This window comes from Pseudomonas sp. ACN5, assembly GCF_002303975.1.
Classification (GTDB): domain Bacteria; phylum Pseudomonadota; class Gammaproteobacteria; order Pseudomonadales; family Pseudomonadaceae; genus Aquipseudomonas; species Aquipseudomonas laurylsulfatiphila.
Genome location: NZ_MRCP01000012.1, coordinates 96,372 through 118,838 on the forward strand (window position 1 = coordinate 96,372; position 22,467 = coordinate 118,838).

Consider the following 22,467-nt stretch of genomic DNA (forward strand, 5'->3'; position numbering starts at 1 on the left):
CGCGATAGCGGTCTGTCAGGCACTGGGATGTGAATGTGCCGCCGCCATCGCGAGCAAGCTCGCTCCTACAGGGATGCGGGGTTACAGCCAGTAACTCACCGCATACCAGCCCAATATCCCCATTACAACGGTGTACGGCAACGCCATCCAGACCATTCGCCCGTAAGACAGGCGCACCAGCGGTGCAATCGCCGAGGTGAGCAAGAACAGGAACGCCGCCTGGCCGTTGGGCGTCGCCACGCTTGGCAGGTTGGTGCCGGTGTTGATCGCAATGGCCAGCGTCTCGAAATGTTCGCGGGTCATCTCACCTGCCATGAATGCGCGCTTCACTTCGGTGATGTAAATAGTCGCGACGAACACGTTGTCACTGATGGCTGACAGCAGGCCGTTGGCAATGAACAGCATGCCCGGTTGTTGGTCCGCCGGCAGCGCGAGTACCCATTGGATCAACGGCGAGAACAATTGCTGGTCGTGAATCACCGCGACCACGGCGAAAAACACCACCAACAAGGCGGTAAACGGCATGGCGTCCTTGAACGCGGTGCCGAGGCGATGTTCGTCGGTGATGCCGGTAAACGCGGTGATCAATACGATCACCATCAAACCGATCAAGCCCACTTCGGCGATGTGAAACGCCAGCCCGGCGATCAGAATCAATGCGGCAGCGCCCTGTGCCAGAAGCGCGGCACGTTGGCGGGCGGTGCGCTCGGCATTGTCTTCGGCGGCGTAGTTGGCCAGCACGGCACGGACGTTATCCGGCAGCAGCGTGCCGTATCCGAACCAGCGCAGCTTTTCCAGCAGGACGCATGTCACCAGGCCTGCAACCAGTACCGGCAGGGATACCGGTGCAACCTTGATGAAGAATTCGTAGAAATGCCAACCCATTTCATGGCCGATCAGCAGGTTCTGCGGCTCGCCGACCAGCGTACACACACCGCCCAGTGCGGTGCCTACGGCACCGTGCATCAGCAGGCTGCGCAAAAAGGCGCGGAACTGTTCGAGATCGCCCTGATGCAGGGTGGGCAGATGTTTGTCGTCGCTGTACTCGCTGTCCTGGCGCGGGTCGTTACCCGAGGCGACGCGGTGATACACCGAGTAAAAGCCTACGGCGGCACTGATGATCACGGCGGTCACGGTCAAGGCATCGAGGAACGCCGACAGGAAGGCCGACAGGAAGCAGAACATCAGGGACAGCGCGGCCTTGGAGCGAACCCCCAACAGCAGGCGCGAGAACAGGTACAGCAGCAAGTCCTTCATGAAGTAGATACCGGCCACCATGAACATCAGCAGCAGGATCACCGGGAAGTTGTGCAGCAACTCGTCATACAGCGCCTGGGGCGTGGTCATCTTCAGCAGCAGGGCTTCGACCAACAACAGGCCGCCGGGCATCAACGGATAACACTTGAGCGCCATGGCCAGGGTGAAGATGAACTCCAGCACCAGCAGCCAGCCAGCCGCCACCGGGCCTGCGGTCCACATTACCAGGGCATTGAGAATCAGAAAGCCGACGATGCAGGCCTTGTACCAACGGGGCGAATGCCCGAGAAAGTTGTGCGCGAACGCCTGGGCCATTGAACCGGACATCGGCTGCTCCTTGTTTTAAGAAGCGCGCAAGTTGCCGCAAGCGGGTGAGAAGATCAAGCGCAGGAAAAATGCATGTGCCTACCCCTGATAGCGAGCGATGACCGCCTTGTAGTTTCCATGCAGTGAATAGCCGCCGACGACGATGTTTCCGTCGGCCTGCGCCGCGACACAGGTGGCGGTATCCAGGCTCGGGCCCAGGCGAGTACGTGTATAGCCGCTGCCTTTGCCGAAACGGCGATCGGGAAGGCCGTTGGGCAGGTATCGCCCGACAATGAAGTCTGCTTCGATGCCGCCGAAGGTTGCGCCCGCCGTCAGCACACCGCCATCGGGCTGTAACTGCGCGGTATTCCACTGGCAGCCTTTGTGGCCAATTACCAGACGTTGCGGCTGGCCTGCGTTGCAGTGGTTGTCGGGGCGGCCGTTGCTGTGCATCTTGAAAGTCAGGCAGTGCATCGGTTCGCGACTGCTGCCAAAACACAAGACGTCACCGTTGCTTTGCTGGACCACCTGACTGACCCGGGCGCCATACCCACGCGCCTTGAACGTCAGGAATCCATCCACGGCAAAACTGTCGTCGAGGCGGCCGTCGGCGTGGTAGCGCGCCAGCAAGCCTTCTTCAGGAAAGTTGATCGACCCACCCACTAGAACCCGGCCGTCACCTTGTACCGTCAGGCTGCTGAGCCAGGTATTCATCAGCAGGTGCCGGACCACCACAAAGCCACGGCCATTGAACGAGCAGTCCAGCGAGCCTTCGACATCCAGTCGTATCAACAGGCCCACGTGATCGGCCTGTTCGAAGTGATGGTTGGCCAGAATCAGGATCCGGCCGTCTCGCTGTACGCCCACATCGCAGGCTTCAGCGCCCGGCACACCGGGAGGCAGCCAGATATCGCGCATACCGAGGGACAGACCACCAGGCAATCGCACGACGCGGTGGCCATTATCGCCAAAGCTTCGAACCAGGCGCCCCTCTTGATCGAACAGTGCCAGACCCGGGAGCGTGCGGTGTGCGTTATCGTATTGCAGGCCGGCCAACAGGATATTGCCGTCGGGCATGACCAGAACCCTGGCGCCCATGGCTTCGAATCCGGGTTCGAATTGCCCGATGACGCTGCCTTGCCTGCCGAACGCAAGGTCTGCCGAACCATCCTCCAGCAAGCGGGCCAGACCAAAGCGGCTGCCCTCGGCCATGACGACCTTTGCCGCCACCAGCATACGGCCCCGGGCATCGATTGCGACGTCGTTGGCCATGCTGCAAAGGCTGTCGGCGAAATACACCTGGGTTTTACCGTTGCCTGCAAACGTCGTATCGAGAGTGCCGGCAGTGTTCCGGACGGCGGGGCGGGCAATGGCGGACTGGATTGGCATGAACCGCATCTCCTTGCGAGTCGTCCTTATCCAGAAGTTTGGGTGGCGACTTTATAAGAAGAATATTCAATCCCTGAATGGGGAGATGCACAACGGTATGAACTAACAGACGGAGAGTCGCTGTGTGCCACAACAGTGTCTTTTCGAACCAATGGCAAGCCTGCAAAGTATCAGGCGCACAAAAGCTCAAACTAACGGGGCAATGAGTGCGTATGGGCGAGAACCATCAGCCCAACTAAAAGACGGGGGAGGGCGCGGATTACTCCGGAGTAATCCGCAAAACGATTAGTGCGGCATCGACCACGACTGCAGTGTGTAACCTTCCTCGCTCAATTCGGCGCGGGCCTGTTCCAGCAACAGTTCGAGTTGTGCAGGATCGGAATAAGCACTGCTCGGGATCTGCTTGCGGCCAATGCGGGTGCTGGTGCGATCGATAACGGTCAGGCTGAGTTCGCCATTACCGTCTTGTGGAGCCCAGGCCACGCATTTGAATGGTTTGAATGCGCGGTCGGCAATCAGAAGTGCTTCGTTGATACGGAGCGGGGCGTTCATAGGGTCTTCTCTCTGTATGCCCAATCAAGTGATGTGCCGTCGGTTGGGCTTACCGTTCGGCTGGTTACTTGTACTGATGCCCGCAACCGGGGTCCGGGTCACACGCAATCAAAAGAAATTTCGACTTTATTTCATTGGCTCAAGAATGAGTCCGGCATTGAAAGCTGAATGAAAGGAAAGAGTCGTTAGGTAACTATCAAAGGCGTTTTTTATAACTGTATTTCTTTCAGTCCTATAGTCAAACGGTACAAGGGGCTGTCAAGTTCTTGCTAACGTTACAGTCAGGCCCGCCAAATGATTGTTTTTAATAAATTTTCTAAAATTTGGCGTCAAGGAACAGTCATGAGCGATGCGCCAGCTTCACGACGTCTATTAGTGGTGGACCCCTGTGACGATTGCTATCGTCTGCTCCCTGGACTGCGCGATATCGGTTGGGAGGTTGACAGCTGCACGCTGGAGCACGCCGCTGAGCGAACCTGTGACGTGGGCCTGATACGCCTGCAGCCGTATCACCTTGAGCACCCGGAGCCGGTCAAGGAGTTGATCAGCCGCAGTGGCGCAGAGTGGATAGCCGTACTCAACCAGGAAGTGCTGCGACTGAAAAATGTCGGCGACTTTGTCTGTGAGTGGTTTTTTGACTTTCATACCTTGCCATTCGATGTGTCCAGGGTTCAGGTAACGCTGGGCCGGGCATTTGGCATGGTGCGGTTGCGTGGGCAGGGTACGGTGCATGTTGACCAGTCCGAGCACGAATTGCTCGGCGACAGTAAACCTGTGCGTGAACTGCGAAAACTGTTGAGTAAACTGGCCCCGACCGAATCTCCGGTATTGATTCGCGGTGAAAGCGGCACTGGCAAGGAATTGGTCGCACGAACCCTGCATCGCCTGTCCCAGCGTCACAGCAAACCCTTCATCGCGATCAATTGTGGTGCGATTCCCGAACACTTGATCCAGTCCGAGTTGTTCGGTCATGAGAAAGGTGCGTTTACCGGCGCACATCAACGCAAGGTCGGACGAATAGAAGCCGCTAACGGTGGCACCCTGTTTCTCGACGAGATCGGTGACCTGCCGCTGGAGTTGCAGGCCAATCTGCTGCGGTTCCTCCAGGAAAAGCACATTGAGCGGGTGGGCGGCAGTCAGCCGATTCCGGTCGATGTGCGGGTGCTGGCGGCGACGAATGTCGACCTTGAAGCCGCTATCGCGAAGAAACGCTTTCGCGAAGACTTGTATTACCGCCTGAACGTACTGCAAGTGCTGACCGTTCCGCTGCGCGAGCGCCATGGCGACTTATCGATGCTGGCCAATCACTTTTCCCATTTCTACAGCCGTGAAACCGGACGTCGCCCCCGCAGTTTCAGCGAAGACGCCCTGATTGCCATGGGCAAACACGACTGGCCAGGCAATGTGCGTGAACTGGCCAATCGCGTACGTCGCGGACTGGTATTGGCCGAAGGCCGGCAGATCGAGGCTCGTGACCTGGGGTTGATCAGTCAACACGCAATTGCCGCGCCGATGGGCACCCTCGAAGAATACAAGACCCGGGCCGAACGCCAGGCGTTGTGCGATGTATTGAGCCGTCACAGCGATAACCTGAGTGTCGCCGCCAAAGTATTGGGCGTGTCGCGCCCGACTTTCTACCGGTTGTTGCACAAGCATCAGATTCGTTGAACTCCTGCTTCAAACAAAAAGACCGCTGCAATGGAAATTGGGGGCGCGGCGCGCTTGAGTCCATCGCCAGCTGGCTCCTACAGTTTCAGCGTGGGCATGGCCCCTTGTGGGAGCTGGCTTGTCGGGTCGCCGCATCGCAGCGATGGTCGTTAACGATAACGCGTGTGAGCTGGATAAACGCGGCGCGCTTGAGCCCATCGCCAGCAAGCTGGCTCCTACAGTTTTAACGTGGGCAGGGCCCCTTGTGGGAGCTGGCTTGTCGGGTCGCCGCATCGCAGCGATGGTCGTTAACGATAACGCGTGTGATCTGGATAAACGCGGCGCGCTTGAGCCCATCGCCAGCAAGCTGGCTCCTACAGTTTCCCTGGATTGCGTGAAGAGCCTGGTCAGAAGTAGTAAGGGAATTTCAGGCTGAACTGGAAGTCGGGGGCGTCATCCGTCATGCCAATGGACAGGTTGGGTACGATGGTCAGTCTGTCGGTGGCCGCAATGGTCATGCCGATGTTGAAGTAACCGGCGTTGGCATCGCTGGACACCACCGATTGCCAATCCCCGCCATCTTCCTTGAGCTGGCTTTTGCGTTGCACCAGGTCAGAGACCGAGAACGACATGCTCATCTTTTCGTTCAAGGCGAACGCAATACCGGCGCCAATCTGGAAACTGTCGCCAATACGTACTTTGCCCGGCGTCTTGAGCGCCGGGTTGGAGCTGATGTCGTCGAAAGACTCCTCCAGGTTGTGCGTGTACGACAGGCTGCCGAACAGCACCGCCGGATCGAAGGTCTTGACCAGAGAGATCCCCGGCGTGATCGACCAGACGCCGTTACCGGTAGGCAAGGATTCAGGCACGGCCAGGTTGGAGTTTTCGTCTACCCGAACCAGCTTGATGCCGAACGGGTCTTTGCCGGTCGGTGCCTTGACGCGCAAGGTCAACACGGCATCCGGCGTGTTGGCCGACTCGTCGAGGAATTTGTAGGCGATACCGAAGTTGACGTCGCCAATGGTCGGGTCTTGCTTGACGGTGTCTTCGGTCGTGACGTTGGCGGCACCGCTATTGCCGCCACCGGACTGGTACGTGGACTGGCGGTAGACCACCGGCACGTTCAGGTCGAACTGCCAGCGATTGTTGAAGTTGTAGCGGCCGGTGAGGTCCAGCGTCCAGGTGTCAGCCTTGATCCGGTCCAGGTTGATGGCACCGAGAAAGATCGAGTCCAGGGCGAGAAAACCGTTGAGGACCAGTTGGCGTGTATCGTACCTGGAGTAGGTTATCCCGGTTTCGACGCTGAACTTGCCACCGCCGAAGAACCCGCTGGCCTCGTCATACAGGTTTGAAACGCTTTGCGCCGGTTGTGAGTCATCGGCCAGCGATTGTCCATACGAACTGCCGCTGCCTCCGGCGGCCCCCCCTGAAGCCGCCGCGGCACCGGTGCCGGTGGCGACGTTTGGATTGCCCTTCAGGTCCGCTGGTGACTTGGCCAGGCGTTTGGGAGGGGGGGCAGCGGGCTGTTCTTCGACCTGGCGGACCCGTTGCTCAAGAACCGCCAGCGCTTTTTGCTGGACTTCGTATCGTTGTTTCAACTCCAGAAGCTCTCGTTTGAGAGCCACCAGTTCCGGGTCAGGTGCTGCCTGCACCATCGCCACCGGAAGTAGAGAGCACAAGCATATAGCTGCACGCAGTGATACCGATCGGTACATGAAAAAGCCGTCCATTTGTGCCCAATGGTCGTGACTTAGCGTAGCTCAATACCCCAAGGTCCGTAATGCAGTGAGTTGGTTCAGGTTGTAGCCCAATGCACCGGCACTCGGGCTTTTATTGTCGAGCACGACGTTGAGTCGAGTCATGTTGTTGACCACATTACTGTTGCCCAGCAACCGGGTGTCTTGAAGTAATCCGCCCTGGGCGACTTGTTGCAGGCTTGAGCCCTGGTTGTTGTTGGCAGTAATGGCCAGCTGAACACCGCCGCCGGTCGCGGACACGGAGACACTCCCTGCAGCATTGCTTCCGGTGATGGTTTGACCGGCTATCAGCGCCTGGCCCCGGCTTTGCACCGGCGCTGGGGCCGTGCTGGCCTCTTTGACGTTGATGGCGATTTTGTTGTTTGAGCGGTTGCCATCGCCTGCAGCCCGTGTGACCTGGGTAATGCCCTGAGAGGTGCTCAATCCGGCGCCACCGGTTACACGACCGGTACCCGAGTTGGGCGAACCGCCTTTACCGCTGTGTTTGATGGTTGATACGTAGAACTCGGGCTTGACCGTTTCGGCTTGAAGACGCATCGAGGTGGTTGCCCCGATCAGGTCACCACTGGCGTTGCGCCAGGTACTGCTCATGACAACACCGAAGCTGATGATCCGCCCCGGCATCACATACCGGCCACGCAACTCGGCCAGTTCCTGGTCCTTGATTTCGATGGGTCTGAACTCATCAGCAAAACCTGAAGTGGTCGCTGCCAGACAGGCAGTGACCACCCAATACGAGGTTTTCATTTGCTGCTCCCGGAGCATCCTGCCCCCTGTCATCTTATTGGCGATTAGAAGAAGTCGCTCTGTATGAAACCAAATTCCATCAATTCAGCATCTTTGACCGGGTTGAAATTATCCATCTTGTTCTTGGCAGTCAGCGGTTCCGGTGGACTGCGTAACGCATTGGTCTTGTCGTAACCGGCACCGATGATAGCGAAGACAATGCCATTCCAGCCTTTGACAAAATCATCATGGGAGTAGCGTTTGTGACCGAGCACCGGGTCACCGATGTAGACCCAGTTCTTGTCCGCCCGCTGCAACACTACAAAGTGCTTGTAGCCACGAGTTTCCATCAGTACGACCACCGGAATCGTCACGGCATCGAGTCTTTCAGGCGGGATCTTGTAACCCCGGGCGCGCATGCCGATGCTTTCTATGTAGCGCTTCATGTCCAGCATGGAAAAACCCTGGGTACGGACCAGGTCCTGGTCGGCGAAGACCAGCATGCCTTTGATGATGTGCTCCTCATCGACGTCGAGCCAATAGGCCTGGCGCAGGATCGTTGCCAGCGCGGCGGCGCCGCAGCTGAAATCGGTTTTCTGTTCGACGATGTCGCTGAACTTGCGCTCACGCAAACTCTGTACGTGCTTGTACACCAGCACGCCGCCCGGCAGGGCGGCAACCGGCATCTGTGCAGCCTGGGTCAGGCCTGACAGGCACAGCAGAACGAAAAGGGCCGTCTTACGCATGGACGATACGCCTTCAGACCAAGGAAAAGCGCCGTCGCCGGGGCTTTCATGGCGGTCGCGATTATGGGCATGATTTACAGCCTGCGGCGATGGACAGCGAGTTGCTTTGCTGGTTGCCGACGCCGGACGATACGTTGGCTCCGCCGTTGCCGGAGAAGTTGTTCATCGAACTCGTGATCGAAGCATTGTTGGTTACAGGAGGTCTCCAGCCTTCTGGCGTCATCACTTGTTGAGTGGTTATGCCGGACAGACCGAGTACACCCACGGGTACGAATTCAGTCCTGGCGTTGTTGGTGACGTTCAGCCCGGACGTGCTTTGGTTGGCCGCCGCCGCGGCTACTGCTACACGGCCGCCGGAAACGGCAATTGCCAGGTTGTTTTTCTGTTGGTTGAAGTCGCCGGTGGTCACGTTGATGCCGATGTTGCCGGAACCGCTGTTGCCCGCGTTATTGAGCGATGTGTTGTTGGTGTTGGAGTGGTTCCTGGCGGTGTTGCCGGTGCTCCTCTGAGTCGCGCTGGAGACGGTTACGGCGGAGCCGAAGATGAAGGCTTCGTCAGCCGTGGCGAGGGCGGCGGCGTTGTCTTGCTGGTTGCCGTTACCCGCTGCAACGTTGGCGCCCATGTTGCCGTTGGAGTTGTTCAGGGAGTTTTCGATTTTGGCGTCGTTTTGGGTACCCCGGTTCACTACTCTGCTGTCACTGCTTTCTTGCGAGTCCAGCACGGCGGCCCCGGCGCCTGAGGTAATCTGCAGAATCTGATCCAGCGACGGGCTATCAGGCTGTGGGTTGTTGCCCTGTCCATTGCCCTGCACGGGATCCGCCTGGGCTGCAAATGCCATCACTGCTGCCAGGGCGAAAGCCAGTGGTTTGAGAGCAGTTGTCGGGTTCATGGTGATTCTCCGTGCTCATTAGTTGGTCAAGTGTTGATACTTCCCCATTGGCACTGTGTCGGGGTCAGTCAGAGACCCGGATACTCAGGGTGTTAGCCATTCGGTTCCCCACCCCGGCACTCTGGTTCACCTGGATCACGCCCCGGCTACCGGTGAAGGCCTGGTCGCTTGTCACGACCTGGCGACTGCCGTTTGGGGTGCCAGTTGCTCCCGAGTTCGGTAGCAACGCCACGTTCTGTTGAGAAAGAGCACTGTCGTCGATGGCTTGTGGTGCAGCGCCGATGCTGATGCGCAGGGCGTTGGCCATCTGGTTGTTCGCCCCGGCACTCTGGTTGACGCCCAGTACGCCGTTGCCATTACTGAAAGAGGTGCCACCGATATTGGCCGTCGCATCCATCGACGGATTGGCTGGCGTGGTGATGCTCTGCCTGACGCTGGTGGTCGCCCCGGTTTCGGTTCCAATGGCGATCGCGCGGACGTTGGCCTGCTGCTGTTGATCACCCGCCGCCTGGTTGACGCTGAAGTTGCCTCGGTATTGGGTACCGGAATCCAGGAGGGTGGCGTTGTTCACCGAACTGACGCCCGAATCGGCCATCACGCTGGTGCCGCCGAGCAGGGCAAGTAACAGGGCAAATAACTGGGCAGGTAAAAAGGCAGGTAAAAAAAGGGAACGATCCATCTCATTGCCCCCCCGTTATTCTGCCCAGTGGACTGAGGCCGCTGCTCATGGCGCGGTTGATGGTTCCGGAAATGGTGCCGCCGCTGCCACCACCGTGGCCGACGGACATGCCGGGCAAACCGTTGGGGTTGGTGATGACATTCAGGCCGTGCATGCCGCCCGGGTTTTGCCCGAAGCTGTTATGAGGGGTCGTTCCGGTGGTTACCCCGGCGATGTCGGCGTCGCTGAGTTCGCCGGTGACGCGGGCAGAAGGGTTGGCGCTGATGGTGGCCGGGTTCGGATCCCTGCCGCCGCTGCGACCGATGAGCGTTGGGTGAACGGTACGGTCAAGCACGATGACACCGTTGCCTTCGGCTTGAACGTTTAAACTGAGAACAGTGCCAGTAGCGGTCGCGATCAGCAGGAGGCACATCAAGCCTTTTTTTTTGAATATCTCCACGACATTCATTCCTTCATTTGTAAGCTGGCCACGGTCAGCTGTGTGAGGAATACAGCGAAAGCTGTGCCGCCTTTTGAATATCGAGGTGATTCAATGGCTTACAGACTTGGTTCGGGAACCCTTTGTCGAGGGTGTACCAACGGTGAGACGAATCCCTGCGCTGGCAGCCCGTAATTGCGGACAAACCCCTCTGGAACAAGGGTTCTAGCGTTGTTGTAACAATGCCTTAACACCTCCGGCGAGCAAACGAGGAGGAGCGTTGAAATGGATGGTTTCAGGCAGGGAGGGTGTTTCAGGATCGGACACTATCCCCCCCGCCGCAGGGGGAAGATGGGGGAATTGCCCCAAACGCGGGTCAGGCGCCGAGCAATCGGGTCACGGCGTTCAGTGCCTGGATTCGGCGTTCTGCCCAATCTCCGTGCAGCACTTGAACCGGTTGTGCGTGGTGTTCAAGCCAGGCCAGGGTCTGCTCGAAAAATGCCTGGCGCTCACTCAATCGGGGCTGGCAACGCTGGCCGTCATCCGTCCACTCGACGTGCTCCGGTGACAGCAGCAGGTGCAAATCGTAATGCCGGGCCAGTAGCGTTTGTTCAATCCAGGCGGGGCAATCGCCAAACAGGGTCTGGCTCCAGAGAATATTGCTCAGCAGGTGCGTGTCGAGGATGAGCAAAGGTGGCTGTTGCGCCCGCGCCTGGTCTTCCCATGCCAATTGACCGCGGGCGATGGGCGTAATGTCGGCCAGCGTGGTGTCCCGCGGATTCTGCTCGATGAACCAGCGCACGTACTCGTCAACCAGCATCCCGCCGAAACGCTGTTGCAACTCGGCGGCCAACCAGCTTTTACCGCTGGATTCAGGGCCTGTGAGGACCAGGACTTTCATGCGCGCAATGCCGGGTCGGCACGCCATTCGCGCCAGCCCTGTACGGCGATGACGGCGAACAACCCGTACAGGGTGGCGGTCAGGTACAGGCCCTTATAGACGAACAACCCGACGAATATCACATCCAGAGCGATCCACAACGGCCAGCACTGGACACGTTTTTGCGCCATCCAGACCTGCGCCACCAGGCTGAACCCGGTCAGCGCCGCATCAAGCCAGGGCTGTGCAGCGTCGGTCCAGTGGGCCATGGCGGCTCCCAGCGACAGACTGCCGACGGCACCAATGACCAGGCTCAACACCACGGTTCGAGCGTCGAGGCGACTGACTTCGCGACCATGGGTCGTGTCGCCAACCCGTGTCCACTGCCACCAGCCGTAAAGCTGCAAGGCGGCATAGACAACTTGCAGCAGCATGTCGGAATACAGTTTCACCTCAAAAAAGATCCAACTGTAGAGCAGCACCATGACCAGGCCGATAGGCCAGCACCAGGGGTTCTGTTTGACCGTCAGCCAGACGGCAATGACACCGAGGGCGGCGGCAAACAGTTCAAGCCCGGACATGGAGATACCTTGGGGAAATCAAAGAGGGGCGGATTGTAACCGCCGATCGGACTTGTCTGATAGGATTTCGCCCCCCGCACGGGTAAAGCTGATTCAAGGTGGTTTTTTCACAGGATTTTAACGGTTCTGTGGTGATCCTTGATGCGCGGGAGACCTCAGCCAGGCTGATCGCAAAAAGCATTTGAAAAAATATTAACGGGGCATGCCGGCGCGCATAGCCCTTTGGGGGATTGATGGATCTTTGGACCGCCTTTCAGGCATTGATTCTTGGGGTTGTAGAAGGACTTACCGAGTTCCTGCCCATTTCCAGTACCGGCCACCAGATCATCGTGGCCGACTTGCTCGGCTTCGGGGGCGAGCGGGCGATGGCGTTTAACATCATCATTCAGTTGGGTGCCATCCTGGCGGTGGTGTGGGAGTTTCGACGCAAGATCCTCGACGTGGTCATCGGTCTGCCAACCCAGCCGGGCGCCCGGCGGTTTACCGCAAACCTGTTGATCGCGTTCTTGCCGGCCGTGGTGTTGGGCGTGATCTTCGCCGACCTGATCCACCATTACCTGTTTAATCCCATCACCGTGGCAACGGCGCTGGTCGTGGGCGGGATCGTCATGTTGTGGGCCGAGCGCCGCCAGCATGAAGTACACGCCGAATCCGTGGATGACATCACCTGGAAAGATGCCTTGAAAGTCGGCTTCACCCAATGCCTGGCGATGATCCCGGGGACTTCGCGGTCGGGCTCGACGATCATCGGCGGTTTGCTGTTCGGTCTGTCGCGCAAGACCGCTACCGAGTTCTCGTTCTTCCTGGCGATGCCCACCATGGTCGGCGCAGCGGTGTACTCGGGCTACAAGTACCGTGAACTGTTTGTCCCGGCGGATTTCCCGGTGTTCGCCATCGGCTTCGTCACGGCGTTCATTTTTGCGATGATTGCGGTCCGCGGGCTGCTCAAGTTCATCGCCAACCACAGCTATGCGGCGTTTGCCTGGTATCGCATTGTGTTCGGCCTGATCATCCTGGCGACCTGGCAGTTCGGCTGGGTCGACTGGAGTGCGGTCAAGCCGTGAGTGACTCAAGCTCGCGCAATAACCCCGGGCGCCAGCCCGGGGGACAGGTTCGCCATTCACGGCTGAAGTGGCTGGTGTTTGCAATCCTGTGCGCGTTGCCGCTGTCGGGTTCGGTGTCGTTATGGCTGCACGGGGTGTCGCTGATTCCCCTGGCGGCCTACGGCATTGTCAGCGTCGTGACGTTTTTTCTGTACTGGAGCGACAAGCGCAAGGCGCGCGCCAATCAATGGCGGACGCCGGAGAATGTCCTGCATGCGCTGGAGCTCGCCGGCGGCTGGCCCGGTGCATTGCTGGCCCAGCAGGCGTTTCGCCACAAAACCCGCAAAGTCTCGTTCCAGTTGGTGTTCTGGATCATCGTGCTGTTGCACCAGGTGTTCTGGATCGATCACCTGTTTCTCGGCGCACATTTGTTCGCCTTGACCCGATAAACAACGCCCTACAGCAACAGTCCGACTTGAGTGCGCTTGGGCAGTCTGCTCACCACTAATTGGTGGGAACGCTGCAGCAATCCCTGTAGTTCTTCGCCACCGAGCGGGTAGGGCGTTTGCATGATGATCCACTGGGCGCGGGCCAGATACGGCGCCGGGTGAATGCCCGGGCGGTCGCAGTGACCGAGAAACAGATCCTTGTCGACCTTGAAGGCCAGGGAATCACCCCTCAGGCCCTGCAAGGCGAACATCTTGTTCCCTGCAATCGAAAACACCCGCACACCTCCCCATTTGTAATCTTCCCGAGCACCGGGCAGGGCGAGGCAAAATTTCGCGACATCCTCTTCGCTCATCCGTCCAGTTTTCATATCAACCGTTCCCCACAGGCATTGAATGATTCGACCAGATGATCAATCCAGGCGCGTACCGCCGGCATCACCCCGCGTCGATGAGGATAGACCGCCTGCAACCAGCCACCGGGCAACGACCACTCAGGCAACAGCTGCACCAGGGAGCCGTTTTCCAGCTCCTGTTCGCAATACATCATGGGCAGCATCGTAAAGCCGATGCCGGAGAGGGTGCTGGCCTTGCGCACGATAAAGTCATCGATGCCCAGCCGGGCCTCGAGCGCGAGTTCACAACTCTTGCCCTTTTGATCCAGCAGGCGGATGTGCACCAGGCGGTCGGCTTCCAAGGCGCCGAGCACCGGCAGGTTTTTCAGATCTTCGGGGTGATTGATCTCACGACCTTTGAGGAAACCGGGGCTGGCGACCATCAGCATCTGCGCCTGACGCAGGCGGCGGGTGACCAGCAGCGGGTCTTCGTCGCCCAGCTCCCGCACACGCAGGGCAACATCAATGCCTTCGTTGACCAGGTCAACCCGGCGGTTGAGCAGCATGACCTCCAGCTGGACTTGCGGAAACCGTTCCAGAAAGTCGCTGATCACCCCCGGTAATATTTCGTGGGCCAACCCGACCGGGCAGGACACCCGCAAACGCCCGCGGGGTTCACTGGACATGCTGGCCACGGCCTCGTCGGCCATTTCCGCTTCCAGCAGCATCGCCTGGCAGTGCCTGAGGTAGCGTTCACCCACAGCGGTCAGTTTCAGCTGTCGCGTGGTGCGTTGCAGCAAGCGTGCACCCAGGCGTTCTTCCAGTTCGGCGATGCGCCGCGACAGTCGGGACTTGGGGATGCCCAGCAAGCGTCCGGCTGCCGCGAATCCCCCGGCTTCCACGACTTTGGCGAAGTAATACAGGTCGTTGAGGTCTTGCATGATGTGCATCCGACTGTTCTATCTGTGGAACGAACTATCGCATTGTTGCCGACTAATCAGCTATTGGTTTCGTCTGTAGGATTAGTCCCATCAGATCGCCCTTGTGGGCGATCCTCACTTGGAGATCCCACATGAAACTGCTGCACATCGATTCGAGCATCCTGGGCGACAACTCGGCTTCCCGTCAGTTGAGCGGTGATGTCGTCAAGGCCTGGCAAGCCGCCGAGCCGACCGCCGTCGTGACCTACCGTGACCTGGCCGCTGATGCCATCAGCCATTTCTCTTCCACTACCCTGGTCGCCGCCGGCACCACCGCTGAACTGCGCAACGCCGCACAACAGCACGAAGCCGAACTGAGCGCCTCGACCCTGGCCGAATTCCTGGCTGCCGACGCCGTAGTGATCGCTGCACCGATGTACAACTTCACCATCCCGACTCAGTTGAAGGCCTGGATCGACCGCATCGCCGTCGCCGGCCAGACCTTCCGCTACACCGAAGCCGGCCCTGAAGGCCTGTGCGGCGGCAAGAAAGTGGTGATCGTTTCGACTTCCGGCGGCATGCACGCCGGCCAGGCAACCGGTGTTGCCCACGAAGAATATTTGAAGTTGCTGTTCGGTTTCATCGGTATCACCGACATCGAAATCGTCCGCGCCGAAGGTCTGGCTTACGGTGACGACGTTCGCAGCAAAGCGATGAGCGCTGCTCACGCGCAAATCAACGAGCAGTTGTTCGCCGCAGCGTAAGGCTTGCGTAAAAGTTAGCAACCGTTCCGGTAAACCAAAAAAACTCTGTATTCTGGTTACGCAAGTACCAGCTACGGAGTTTTTTGTTTCTGGTCGTTTCAATATGTGGCCCGACTTATGCTGTTCAGGGGGTACGTCTCAAGTCCGGTAACAAGGTGGGCATCTCATGGTGCGTCTTTGTGCAACTTTACTGATTTGCCTGCTCTGCAGCCTGAATACAGTGCACGCCGCGCCTGCACCGCATCCGCACTGGAGCGTCGGCTTTCATGAGATGACGTTTCTCGACCCACTGGACCTTCAGCCGATGCGCGCCATCGCCTTCTATCCTTCCAGTGATTGGGAGCACACCAGCAAACTCGAGGGTTACACCGTCGAAGCCGGGGAGGACACCAAGGTCGCGATAGGCCGGTTCCCGATGCTGATGCTGTCCCACGGCAACACCGGAACCCCCCTGGCCTTGCACGACCTCGCCACCTCGCTGGCACGCAAAGGTTTCGTCGTGGTGGCGGTGATCCACCCCGGTGACAACTCCAGGGACCACAGCCGCCTCGGTACTTTGAGTAACCTGTATGGCCGGCCGATCCAGATTTCCGAAGCCATCACTGCCACCCTGGGCGACCGCATGTTGTCTCCCTTCGTCAACGCCGATCAGGTTGGCGTCATTGGTTATTCGGCCGGTGGCGAGACCGCATTGATTCTGTCCGGCGCCACGCCGGACCTGGATCGCCTGCGCCGTTATTGCCAGGAACGTCCGGACGACCGCGACGCCTGCAATACCCAAGGCGAATTGATTGTCGACCGCGACGACCTGCAACCGGTGGCGGACCCACGCGTGCACGCCTTGATGCTGATGGCGCCGTTGAGCCTGAAGTTCGGTCGCCACACCCTGGCCGATGTGCACGTGCCGGTGCTGCTTTACAGCGGTGATGGCGACAAGCTGGTGGCGGTGGACAAGAACGCCGCGGCACTGGCGCGCAAGTTGCCGACGGCGCCTGACTTCAAGTTACTGGCGGGAGCAGGGCACTTCGTCTTCATGGCGCCGTGCAATGACGAGCAGATAGCGATCATGCCCGCGCTGTGTACCGATGCCGATGGCGTCGATCGGCAAGACATTCATCGCAATCTGATCTCTGAAGCCGGAAGCTTCTTCTCGCGCACCCTGGGCAGGGCGACCCGGGCCGGGATGCAGACGGCTGATCAATAGCTCCTGCTGAGGGTCAAGCCATGGCGCGGTGCTTGAGCAGCAGGGTCAGTCCCAGTCCGGTCACCGACAACAGCGCCGCACTGAAGAAAATCCACGAATACCCCATGTTCAATGCGATCGCGCCCATCAACGGGCCGGCAATCGCCAGCGCCAGGTCGAAAAACACCGCATAGGCACTCAATCCTGCCCCCCGGCTGGAGTTGGGCACCTGTTTGATGGCCTCGACGCCCAGCGCCGGGTACACCAGCGACAGGCCGAAGCCGGTCAGGCCGGCGCCAATCAGCGCGTACCCGGTCGATGGTGCCAGCCACAGCAGCACCAGGCCCGCCGTCTCGATGCACATGCAGGCAATGGCGCAGGTGAACCCGCCAAATCGGTTGATGGCGGAAATGAACAGCAGCCGCGACAGAATGAAACAGACCCCGAACACGGTCAGGCAATAGGCGGCACCGGTCCAGCCGCGATTGACGTAATACAGGGTGATAAAAGTCGTCAGGGTGCCGTAGCCGATGGAAGCCAGGCTCAGGCTCGCGCCAAACGGGGCAATGCGCCCGAACACCGCCCAAAACGGCAAGCGTTCACCACGTACCACCGGCACCGAGGGCTTGTTGCGAATCAGCAATAGTGCAGCCAGGGCCAGCAGCGACAGGGCGATGCCCAGGCTGGCGAAACCGAGTTGTTGCACCATGACCACGCCCAGCGGCGCACCAATGGCAATCGCACCATAGGAGGCGATGCCGTTCCAGGAAATCGACCGCGCGGTGTGCTCGGCGCCCACCTGACCCATGCACCAACTGATGGTGCCGACGCCGATCAAGCCTTGGGCAATGCCCAGCAACAAGCGCCCGGCGATCAGGATCAGCAGGCTGAGCAATGGAAAACCTTGCAACAGGGTCGACAGCAGCGTCAGCAGGCCACTGAGCACAATCCCGGACAAGCCATAGATGATCGCCCGCTTGGTGCCGACGCTGTCCGACATGCGCCCGGCCATGGGGCGACTGAGCAGGGTGGCGAGGTATTGCGAGCCGATGGTCAGCCCGGCCACGATGGCACTGAACCCCAATTGCTCGTGGACATAACCCGGCAACACCGCAATCGGCAAACCGATGCAGAGGAAGGCAATAAAGGTATAGAACACGATGGAGACGATCTGCAGGGTGATCGCCATGGCGCTTTGCGGGGGCACTTGCTGCACAGACATGAGGGCTCTTTCGCGGGCGGCGGTGGGAGAACTGCATCATGGCGCGGTGGTGGGGTAAAAGGAAGCAGGCTAACTAATTATTGCTGGTATCGAGGGCCTCTTCGCGAGCAAGCCCGCTCCCACAGGGGAAATGCATCCCAAATGTGGGAGCGGGCTTGCTCGCGAAGGATTCGGTACCCAACAAAATCCTGGCCATGAAACACAAAAAGCCCCGTCACATGGACAGGGCTTTTCACTTGCAGCTAAAGGCTTTTAGCTGCCCTTAGAACACCACACCCTGACTGCGCAGGTAGTCGTCATAGGTGCCGCTGAAGTCGGTCACGCCGTTCGGGCTCAACTCGATGATGCGGGTGGCCAGGGACGATACGAACTCACGGTCGTGGCTGACGAAGATCAGCGTGCCCGGGTAGTTTTCCAGCGCCAGGTTCAGCGCCTCGATGGATTCCATGTCCAGGTGGTTGGTCGGTTCGTCCATCACCAGAACGTTCGGCTTTTGCAGGATCAGCTTGCCGAACAGCATGCGGCCTTGCTCACCACCGGAAATGACCTTGACCGACTTGAGGATCTCGTCGTTGGAGAACAGCATGCGGCCCAGGGTGCCACGAATGATCTGCTCGCCCTGGGTCCACTGGCCCATCCAGTCGAACAGGCTGACGTCGTCTTCGAAGTCATGGGCGTGGTCCTGGGCGTAGTAGCCCAGCTCCGCGCTTTCGGTCCACTTCACGGAACCGGCGTCCGGGGTCAGCTCACCCATCAAGGTACGCAGCAGGGTGGTCTTGCCGATACCGTTCGGGCCGATGATCGCCACGCGCTCGCCGGCTTCGACGGTGAAACTGAAGTTCTTGAACAGGGTCTTGCCGTCGAAGCCCTTGGACATCTGCTCGATGGTCACGGCCTGGCGGTGCAGTTTCTTGGTCTGTTCGAAGCGGATGAACGGGCTCACGCGGCTCGATGGCTTGACTTCGGCCAGCTGGATCTTGTCGATCTGCTTGGCGCGGGAAGTGGCCTGCTTGGCTTTCGAGGCGTTGGCCGAGAAGCGGCTGACGAACGTTTGCAGTTCGGCGATCTGGGCTTTTTTCTTGGCGTTGTCCGACAGCAGTTGCTCGCGGGACTGGGTCGCCGCGGTCATGTACTCGTCGTAGTTGCCCGGGAACAGGCGCAGCTCGCCATAGTCCAGGTCGGCCATGTGGGTGCAGACGCTGTTGAGGAAGTGACGGTCGTGGGAAATGATGATCATGGTGCTGTTACGCACGGTGAGAATCGATTCCAGCCAGCGAATGGTGTTGATGTCCAGGTGGTTGGTCGGTTCGTCGAGCAACAGCACTTCCGGATCGGAGAACAGCGCCTGGGCCAGCAATACGCGCAGCTTCCAGCCCGGAGCCACTTCGGACATCGGACCGAAATGCTGTTCCAGGGGAATACCCAGGCCCAGCAGCAGTTCACCGGCGCGGGATTCGGCGGTGTAGCCGTCCATTTCGGCGAATTCGGTTTCCAGCTCGGCCACGGCCATGCCGTCTTCTTCGCTCATTTCCGGCAAAGAATAGATGCGGTCGCGCTCGGCCTTGACCTTCCACAGCTCTTCGTGACCCATGATCACGGTGTCGATCACGGTGAATTCTTCGTAGGCGAACTGGTCCTGGCGCAATTTACCCAGACGCACGTTTGGCTCCAGCATGACCTGGCCGCCGGACGGCTCCAGGTCGCCGCCGAGGATCTTCATGAAGGTCGACTTGCCGCAACCGTTGGCGCCGATAAGGCCGTAACGGTTGCCACCGTTGAACTTGACCGAAACGTTTTCGAAGAGCGGCTTGGCGCCGAACTGCATCGTGATGTTAGCTGTAGAAATCAAAGGTTTTTCCTGCGAAGCATTCAGAGTAGCTAGGGTTGCGGCAGTACCGGTTCAGTACCCGTTTCCACTGTCCGGTCCGCGGGACATTCATCCCGATCGGCAGTGGAAGTTCAATCTGGCATTAAGTGGACAGCAGCATGTGGCGCGCCTGACCCGAGTCGACGTGCGCTGAAAGGGGAATTTCCCGCTTTCAACCTGGGGGCGCGTAAAGTTTGGCGGCGATTGTACTGGTCTGGCTCTTTAAACGATAGGGCGTTGAGGCCGCAGTGACGTTTCGACGGATTTTGTGGACAGTTTTTCACAGTTACAGGTTAACTATCGGTTACAAACTGTGGCTAAAATGCCATCTGTCGGCTAAGCGCCGATCGTCGGTGTAGCTCAATGGTGCTACAGGGCCGCTGTTTCGTTTTCAGCCGCTGCACAAGACCCGGAGACCGGCATTCCGGTAAAGGGCGCAGTTTGTTTTCTTCTGACGTGTGACGATTTCCGTGAAACTGATCATTGCCGTTATCTACGTTGTCTCTATTGCGTATGTCCACCTGCGTGGCCAAGTGCGCCATAAGCTGGGCCGCCAGTTGAGTGATCACTCGACGTTTCTGGCGCCGATCAATTGCTTTCTTTATCTGTTTTCGAAAATCCCCAACAAACCCTATCTCGACCCGGCCGACTTCCCCGACCTGAGTCCGCTGCAGGCGCACTGGGAAGAAATTCGTGCCGAAGGCCAGAATTTGCTTCGTGCCGGCCAGATCAAGCGTTCGAACCAGTTCGATGACGTCGGTTTCAATTCGTTTTTCAAGACCGGCTGGAAGCGTTTTTACCTCAAATGGTACGGCGACAGCCATCCATCGGCCATGAAGCTCTGCCCGCGCACCACCGAGCTGGTGCAGGGCATTGGTTCGATCAAGGCGGCAATGTTCGCCGAGTTGCCACCGGGATCCAGACTGGTGCGCCACCGCGACCCGTATGCCGGTTCGTACCGTTATCACCTGGGTCTGGAAACCCCAAACGCCGAGGGTTGCTACATCAATGTCGATGGCCAGGACTACCATTGGCGCGATGGCGAAGCGGTGATGTTCGATGAGACCTACATTCATTACGCAGAAAACACCACGCAGCAAAACCGCATCATTTTGTTCTGCGACGTCGAGCGGCCAATGAAATACAGGTGGGCAGCAGCATTCAATCGCTGGTTCAGTCGCCATGTCATGTCGGCGGCGGGTGCGCCAAACGAGGCGGGCGACAAGACCGGCGGCCTCAACCGCCTGTTCGGCAAGATCTACAAGGTTCGCCTGCACGGCAAACAACTGAAAAAACGCAACCGCAAGCTTTACTACCTCGAAAAGTGGTCGATCTTCGCGGGGTTGCTGGTGGTCATCATTCTGATCTGAGTGGTATGTCCGGGCGGCGTCCAGACGATAAGGCCGGTACATCCAGCCAATCACTGACCGGCTTTCTTCTTCGCCGCCGGTTTGCTGTTCGCCTTGGGCCTGGCCGTTGCTTTGCCGGCACCCTTGCTGCCCAGGCTACGCTTGAGCAGTTCGGTCAGGTCAATGACATCCGCCGTTTTACGTAGCTCTTCACCAGAGGCGGTTTCGACGTCTTCAATCTTGCCTTCGTGCGCCTTCTTGTCCACCAGGGCCATGATCTTGTCCTCGAAACCATCCCGATAGTCCTGCGGCGACCACTGGGCACTCATGTCCTCCACCAGGCGCCTGGCCATGTCCAGCTCGCCCTTGGCCAGTTCCGGCCGGGTCACTTCGCTGCCCAGCGCCAACTCATCGAGGCTCCGGACTTCCGCCGGCCAGCGCAACATCACCAGCACCAGCGCCGACTCCAGAGGCATCAGCGCGGCCAGGTGCTGACGGGTGTGCAGTACCACATGGGCGAGGGCGACCTTGCCGGTTTTGCTCAGGGTTTCGCGCAGCAGGGCATAGACCTTGCCGCCGCGCTTGTCGGGCGCCAGGTAGTAGGGTGTGTCGATGTTCTGCAAGGGAATCTGCTCGCCGTCGACAAAGGAAAAAATGTCGATGGTCTGGGTCGAGAGCGGGTGAGCGCTGCGGATCTCCTCCTCACTGAGCACCACGTACCGGCCTTTTTCGTATTGCACGCCCTTGACGATGTGCTCCTTGGTGACTTCCTTGCCCGTGACCTTGTTGACACGCTTATAGCCCACCGGGTCCATGCTGCGGCTGTCGAGCCAGTCGAAATCGACGCCCTGGGAAGACGTTGCCGAGACCAGCGCCACGGGGATATGCACCAGTCCGAAGCTGATTGCGCCTTTCCAGATTGCCCGTGCCATGGTCGTCTACTCGCGTGTGATGTTCAGGTGACCTGCGGCCTCGAGCAAAAGTTTCCGTGGTCTTTGGGGCCGTTCCTTTAACCGGATCAACGTCGTGTTACATCTTGCCGGGGAGGTTTTTGTTAACAAATACGAACCCCGGGCGTAGCGTGATATCGAAGTCCTTATCCACGTGACGTAGCGAGGCACCGCCATGAACCGATACGTGTCTGGCGCCATTGCGCTGGCCCTGAGTGCTGTACTGGGCTCAATGGTCGAGGCCGATACCTCTGCTTCGCTGCTCATGGCCCAGAATCTGCCGGGCAACACCAACAATAATCCTTACAGCAGCCCGATCAACCGGGCCAACCCCAACAGCATGCAAGGCACCCGACCCAGTGCCCCGGCCATTCGCGGGCCCAATACCGTGCCGGTCCCGCGCCCGCCGACACTGGACAACGGCGGCATCGGTAATCGCTACCCCGAGCGGAGCGCTCCCGCCAGCCCACCGACATTCATTCCCAATCCTGCGCCACGAGACGCCGGCACCGGCAACCGCTGAGCGGCCGGCATGACGTGTGCCCAGGTTTTTTTTCAGAC

Annotated in this window: 23 protein-coding genes; 7 read left to right on the top strand and 16 right to left on the bottom strand. The window is 59.1% G+C overall.

The genetic code is table 11. The features are described 5' to 3' along the window. Positions 1-81: 81 nt before the first annotated feature. The 3 genes from nhaB to BSF40_RS21745 all read right to left on the bottom strand — a co-directional run bounded on the left by nhaB (position 82) and on the right by BSF40_RS21745 (position 3,504). Positions 82-1,584: a sodium/proton antiporter NhaB gene (nhaB, locus tag BSF40_RS21735; RefSeq protein WP_095966683.1), complete on the bottom strand. Its 1,503-nt coding sequence runs from the start codon at positions 1,582-1,584 to the stop codon at positions 82-84. A 78-nt stretch (positions 1,585-1,662) separates the two neighbouring features. Then, positions 1,663-2,952: a hypothetical protein gene (locus BSF40_RS21740; RefSeq protein ID WP_095966684.1), complete on the bottom strand. Its 1,290-nt coding sequence runs from the start codon at positions 2,950-2,952 to the stop codon at positions 1,663-1,665. Positions 2,953-3,237: 285 nt separating this feature from the next. After that, positions 3,238-3,504 (bottom strand): hypothetical protein, encoded by a 267-nt coding sequence (locus BSF40_RS21745; protein ID WP_057714735.1) that lies wholly within the window; start codon positions 3,502-3,504, stop codon positions 3,238-3,240. A 342-nt stretch (positions 3,505-3,846) separates the two neighbouring features. Here BSF40_RS21745 and BSF40_RS21750 point away from each other — a divergent pair, with 342 nt between their 5' ends. Then, the gene (locus BSF40_RS21750) at positions 3,847-5,172 is read left to right on the top strand and encodes a sigma-54 dependent transcriptional regulator (protein WP_095966685.1); all 1,326 of its coding nucleotides are present in this window, start codon (positions 3,847-3,849) and stop codon (positions 5,170-5,172) included. A 386-nt stretch (positions 5,173-5,558) separates the two neighbouring features. Here the strand turns inward: BSF40_RS21750 and BSF40_RS21760 are convergent, their stop codons facing one another. The 8 genes from BSF40_RS21760 to pnuC form a co-directional block, all read right to left on the bottom strand. Next, on the bottom strand, positions 5,559-6,866 hold the full coding sequence (locus BSF40_RS21760; protein WP_095966773.1) for a transporter: 1,308 nt from the start codon (positions 6,864-6,866) through the stop codon (positions 5,559-5,561). A 45-nt stretch (positions 6,867-6,911) separates the two neighbouring features. Continuing rightward, positions 6,912-7,673 (bottom strand): hypothetical protein, encoded by a 762-nt coding sequence (locus tag BSF40_RS21765; protein ID WP_095966686.1) that lies wholly within the window; start codon positions 7,671-7,673, stop codon positions 6,912-6,914. A gap of 26 nt (positions 7,674-7,699) precedes the next feature. Then, complete coding sequence (locus BSF40_RS21770; protein ID WP_095966687.1) at positions 7,700-8,380, bottom strand: C39 family peptidase; 681 nt, start codon at positions 8,378-8,380, stop codon at positions 7,700-7,702. Positions 8,381-8,441: 61 nt separating this feature from the next. Then, complete coding sequence (locus BSF40_RS21775; RefSeq protein WP_095966688.1) at positions 8,442-9,269, bottom strand: heme utilization protein; 828 nt, start codon at positions 9,267-9,269, stop codon at positions 8,442-8,444. A 64-nt stretch (positions 9,270-9,333) separates the two neighbouring features. Further along, on the bottom strand, positions 9,334-9,948 hold the full coding sequence (locus BSF40_RS21780) for an adhesin (RefSeq protein ID WP_095966689.1): 615 nt from the start codon (positions 9,946-9,948) through the stop codon (positions 9,334-9,336). A 1-nt stretch (position 9,949) separates the two neighbouring features. Continuing rightward, positions 9,950-10,396: a hypothetical protein gene (locus BSF40_RS21785; RefSeq protein WP_095966690.1), complete on the bottom strand. Its 447-nt coding sequence runs from the start codon at positions 10,394-10,396 to the stop codon at positions 9,950-9,952. Between the two features lie 346 nt (positions 10,397-10,742). After that, positions 10,743-11,267, bottom strand: a complete 525-nt coding sequence (locus BSF40_RS21790) for an AAA family ATPase (RefSeq protein ID WP_015095001.1) — start codon at positions 11,265-11,267, stop codon at positions 10,743-10,745. Beyond that, positions 11,264-11,827 (bottom strand): nicotinamide riboside transporter PnuC, encoded by a 564-nt coding sequence (pnuC, locus tag BSF40_RS21795; RefSeq protein WP_095966691.1) that lies wholly within the window; start codon positions 11,825-11,827, stop codon positions 11,264-11,266. The genes BSF40_RS21790 and pnuC overlap by 4 nt, the downstream gene beginning before the upstream one ends. Before the next feature lie 233 nt (positions 11,828-12,060). On the opposite strand from pnuC, the gene BSF40_RS21800 reads away from it, so the two are divergent. After that, positions 12,061-12,891 carry an undecaprenyl-diphosphate phosphatase gene (locus BSF40_RS21800; RefSeq protein WP_095966692.1) on the top strand — a complete coding sequence of 277 codons (831 nt, stop codon included), beginning with the start codon at positions 12,061-12,063 and terminating at the stop codon, positions 12,889-12,891. Continuing rightward, entirely contained in the window at positions 12,888-13,319 is a 432-nt protein-coding gene (locus BSF40_RS21805) for a DUF1294 domain-containing protein (RefSeq protein ID WP_095966693.1), read from the top strand. The genes BSF40_RS21800 and BSF40_RS21805 overlap by 4 nt, the downstream gene beginning before the upstream one ends. Before the next feature lie 8 nt (positions 13,320-13,327). On the opposite strand, the gene BSF40_RS21810 is transcribed toward BSF40_RS21805, so the two are convergent. Both BSF40_RS21810 and BSF40_RS21815 read right to left on the bottom strand, forming a co-directional pair. After that, on the bottom strand, positions 13,328-13,687 hold the full coding sequence (locus BSF40_RS21810) for an MmcQ/YjbR family DNA-binding protein (protein ID WP_095966694.1): 360 nt from the start codon (positions 13,685-13,687) through the stop codon (positions 13,328-13,330). Further along, positions 13,684-14,592, bottom strand: coding sequence for a LysR substrate-binding domain-containing protein (locus tag BSF40_RS21815; protein ID WP_095966774.1), 909 nt, complete (start codon positions 14,590-14,592; stop codon positions 13,684-13,686). Before BSF40_RS21815 ends, BSF40_RS21810 begins: the two co-directional genes overlap by 4 nt. A 131-nt stretch (positions 14,593-14,723) precedes the next feature. On the opposite strand from BSF40_RS21815, the gene BSF40_RS21820 reads away from it, so the two are divergent. Together BSF40_RS21820 and BSF40_RS21825 are read left to right on the top strand one after the other, a co-directional pair. After that, on the top strand, positions 14,724-15,335 hold the full coding sequence (locus BSF40_RS21820) for an FMN-dependent NADH-azoreductase (RefSeq protein ID WP_095966695.1): 612 nt from the start codon (positions 14,724-14,726) through the stop codon (positions 15,333-15,335). 166 nt (positions 15,336-15,501) lie between these two features. Beyond that, positions 15,502-16,539: a dienelactone hydrolase gene (locus BSF40_RS21825; RefSeq protein WP_095966696.1), complete on the top strand. Its 1,038-nt coding sequence runs from the start codon at positions 15,502-15,504 to the stop codon at positions 16,537-16,539. A gap of 13 nt (positions 16,540-16,552) precedes the next feature. Here BSF40_RS21825 and BSF40_RS21830 read toward each other — a convergent pair whose 3' ends face one another. Next, on the bottom strand, positions 16,553-17,740 hold the full coding sequence (locus tag BSF40_RS21830; protein ID WP_095966697.1) for an MFS transporter: 1,188 nt from the start codon (positions 17,738-17,740) through the stop codon (positions 16,553-16,555). Between the two features lie 262 nt (positions 17,741-18,002). Next, positions 18,003-19,589 carry an ABC-F family ATPase gene (locus BSF40_RS21835; RefSeq protein WP_033044478.1) on the bottom strand — a complete coding sequence of 529 codons (1,587 nt, stop codon included), beginning with the start codon at positions 19,587-19,589 and terminating at the stop codon, positions 18,003-18,005. A gap of 488 nt (positions 19,590-20,077) precedes the next feature. Here BSF40_RS21835 and lpxO point away from each other — a divergent pair, with 488 nt between their 5' ends. Next, on the top strand, positions 20,078-20,977 hold the full coding sequence (gene lpxO, locus BSF40_RS21840) for a lipid A hydroxylase LpxO (RefSeq protein ID WP_095966775.1): 900 nt from the start codon (positions 20,078-20,080) through the stop codon (positions 20,975-20,977). Between the two features lie 50 nt (positions 20,978-21,027). On the opposite strand, the gene BSF40_RS21845 is transcribed toward lpxO, so the two are convergent. Further along, positions 21,028-21,888: a Ku protein gene (locus tag BSF40_RS21845; RefSeq protein ID WP_095966698.1), complete on the bottom strand. Its 861-nt coding sequence runs from the start codon at positions 21,886-21,888 to the stop codon at positions 21,028-21,030. A gap of 193 nt (positions 21,889-22,081) precedes the next feature. Here BSF40_RS21845 and BSF40_RS21850 point away from each other — a divergent pair, with 193 nt between their 5' ends. Then, positions 22,082-22,429, top strand: coding sequence for a hypothetical protein (locus tag BSF40_RS21850; protein WP_095966699.1), 348 nt, complete (start codon positions 22,082-22,084; stop codon positions 22,427-22,429). Positions 22,430-22,467 lie beyond the last annotated feature (38 nt).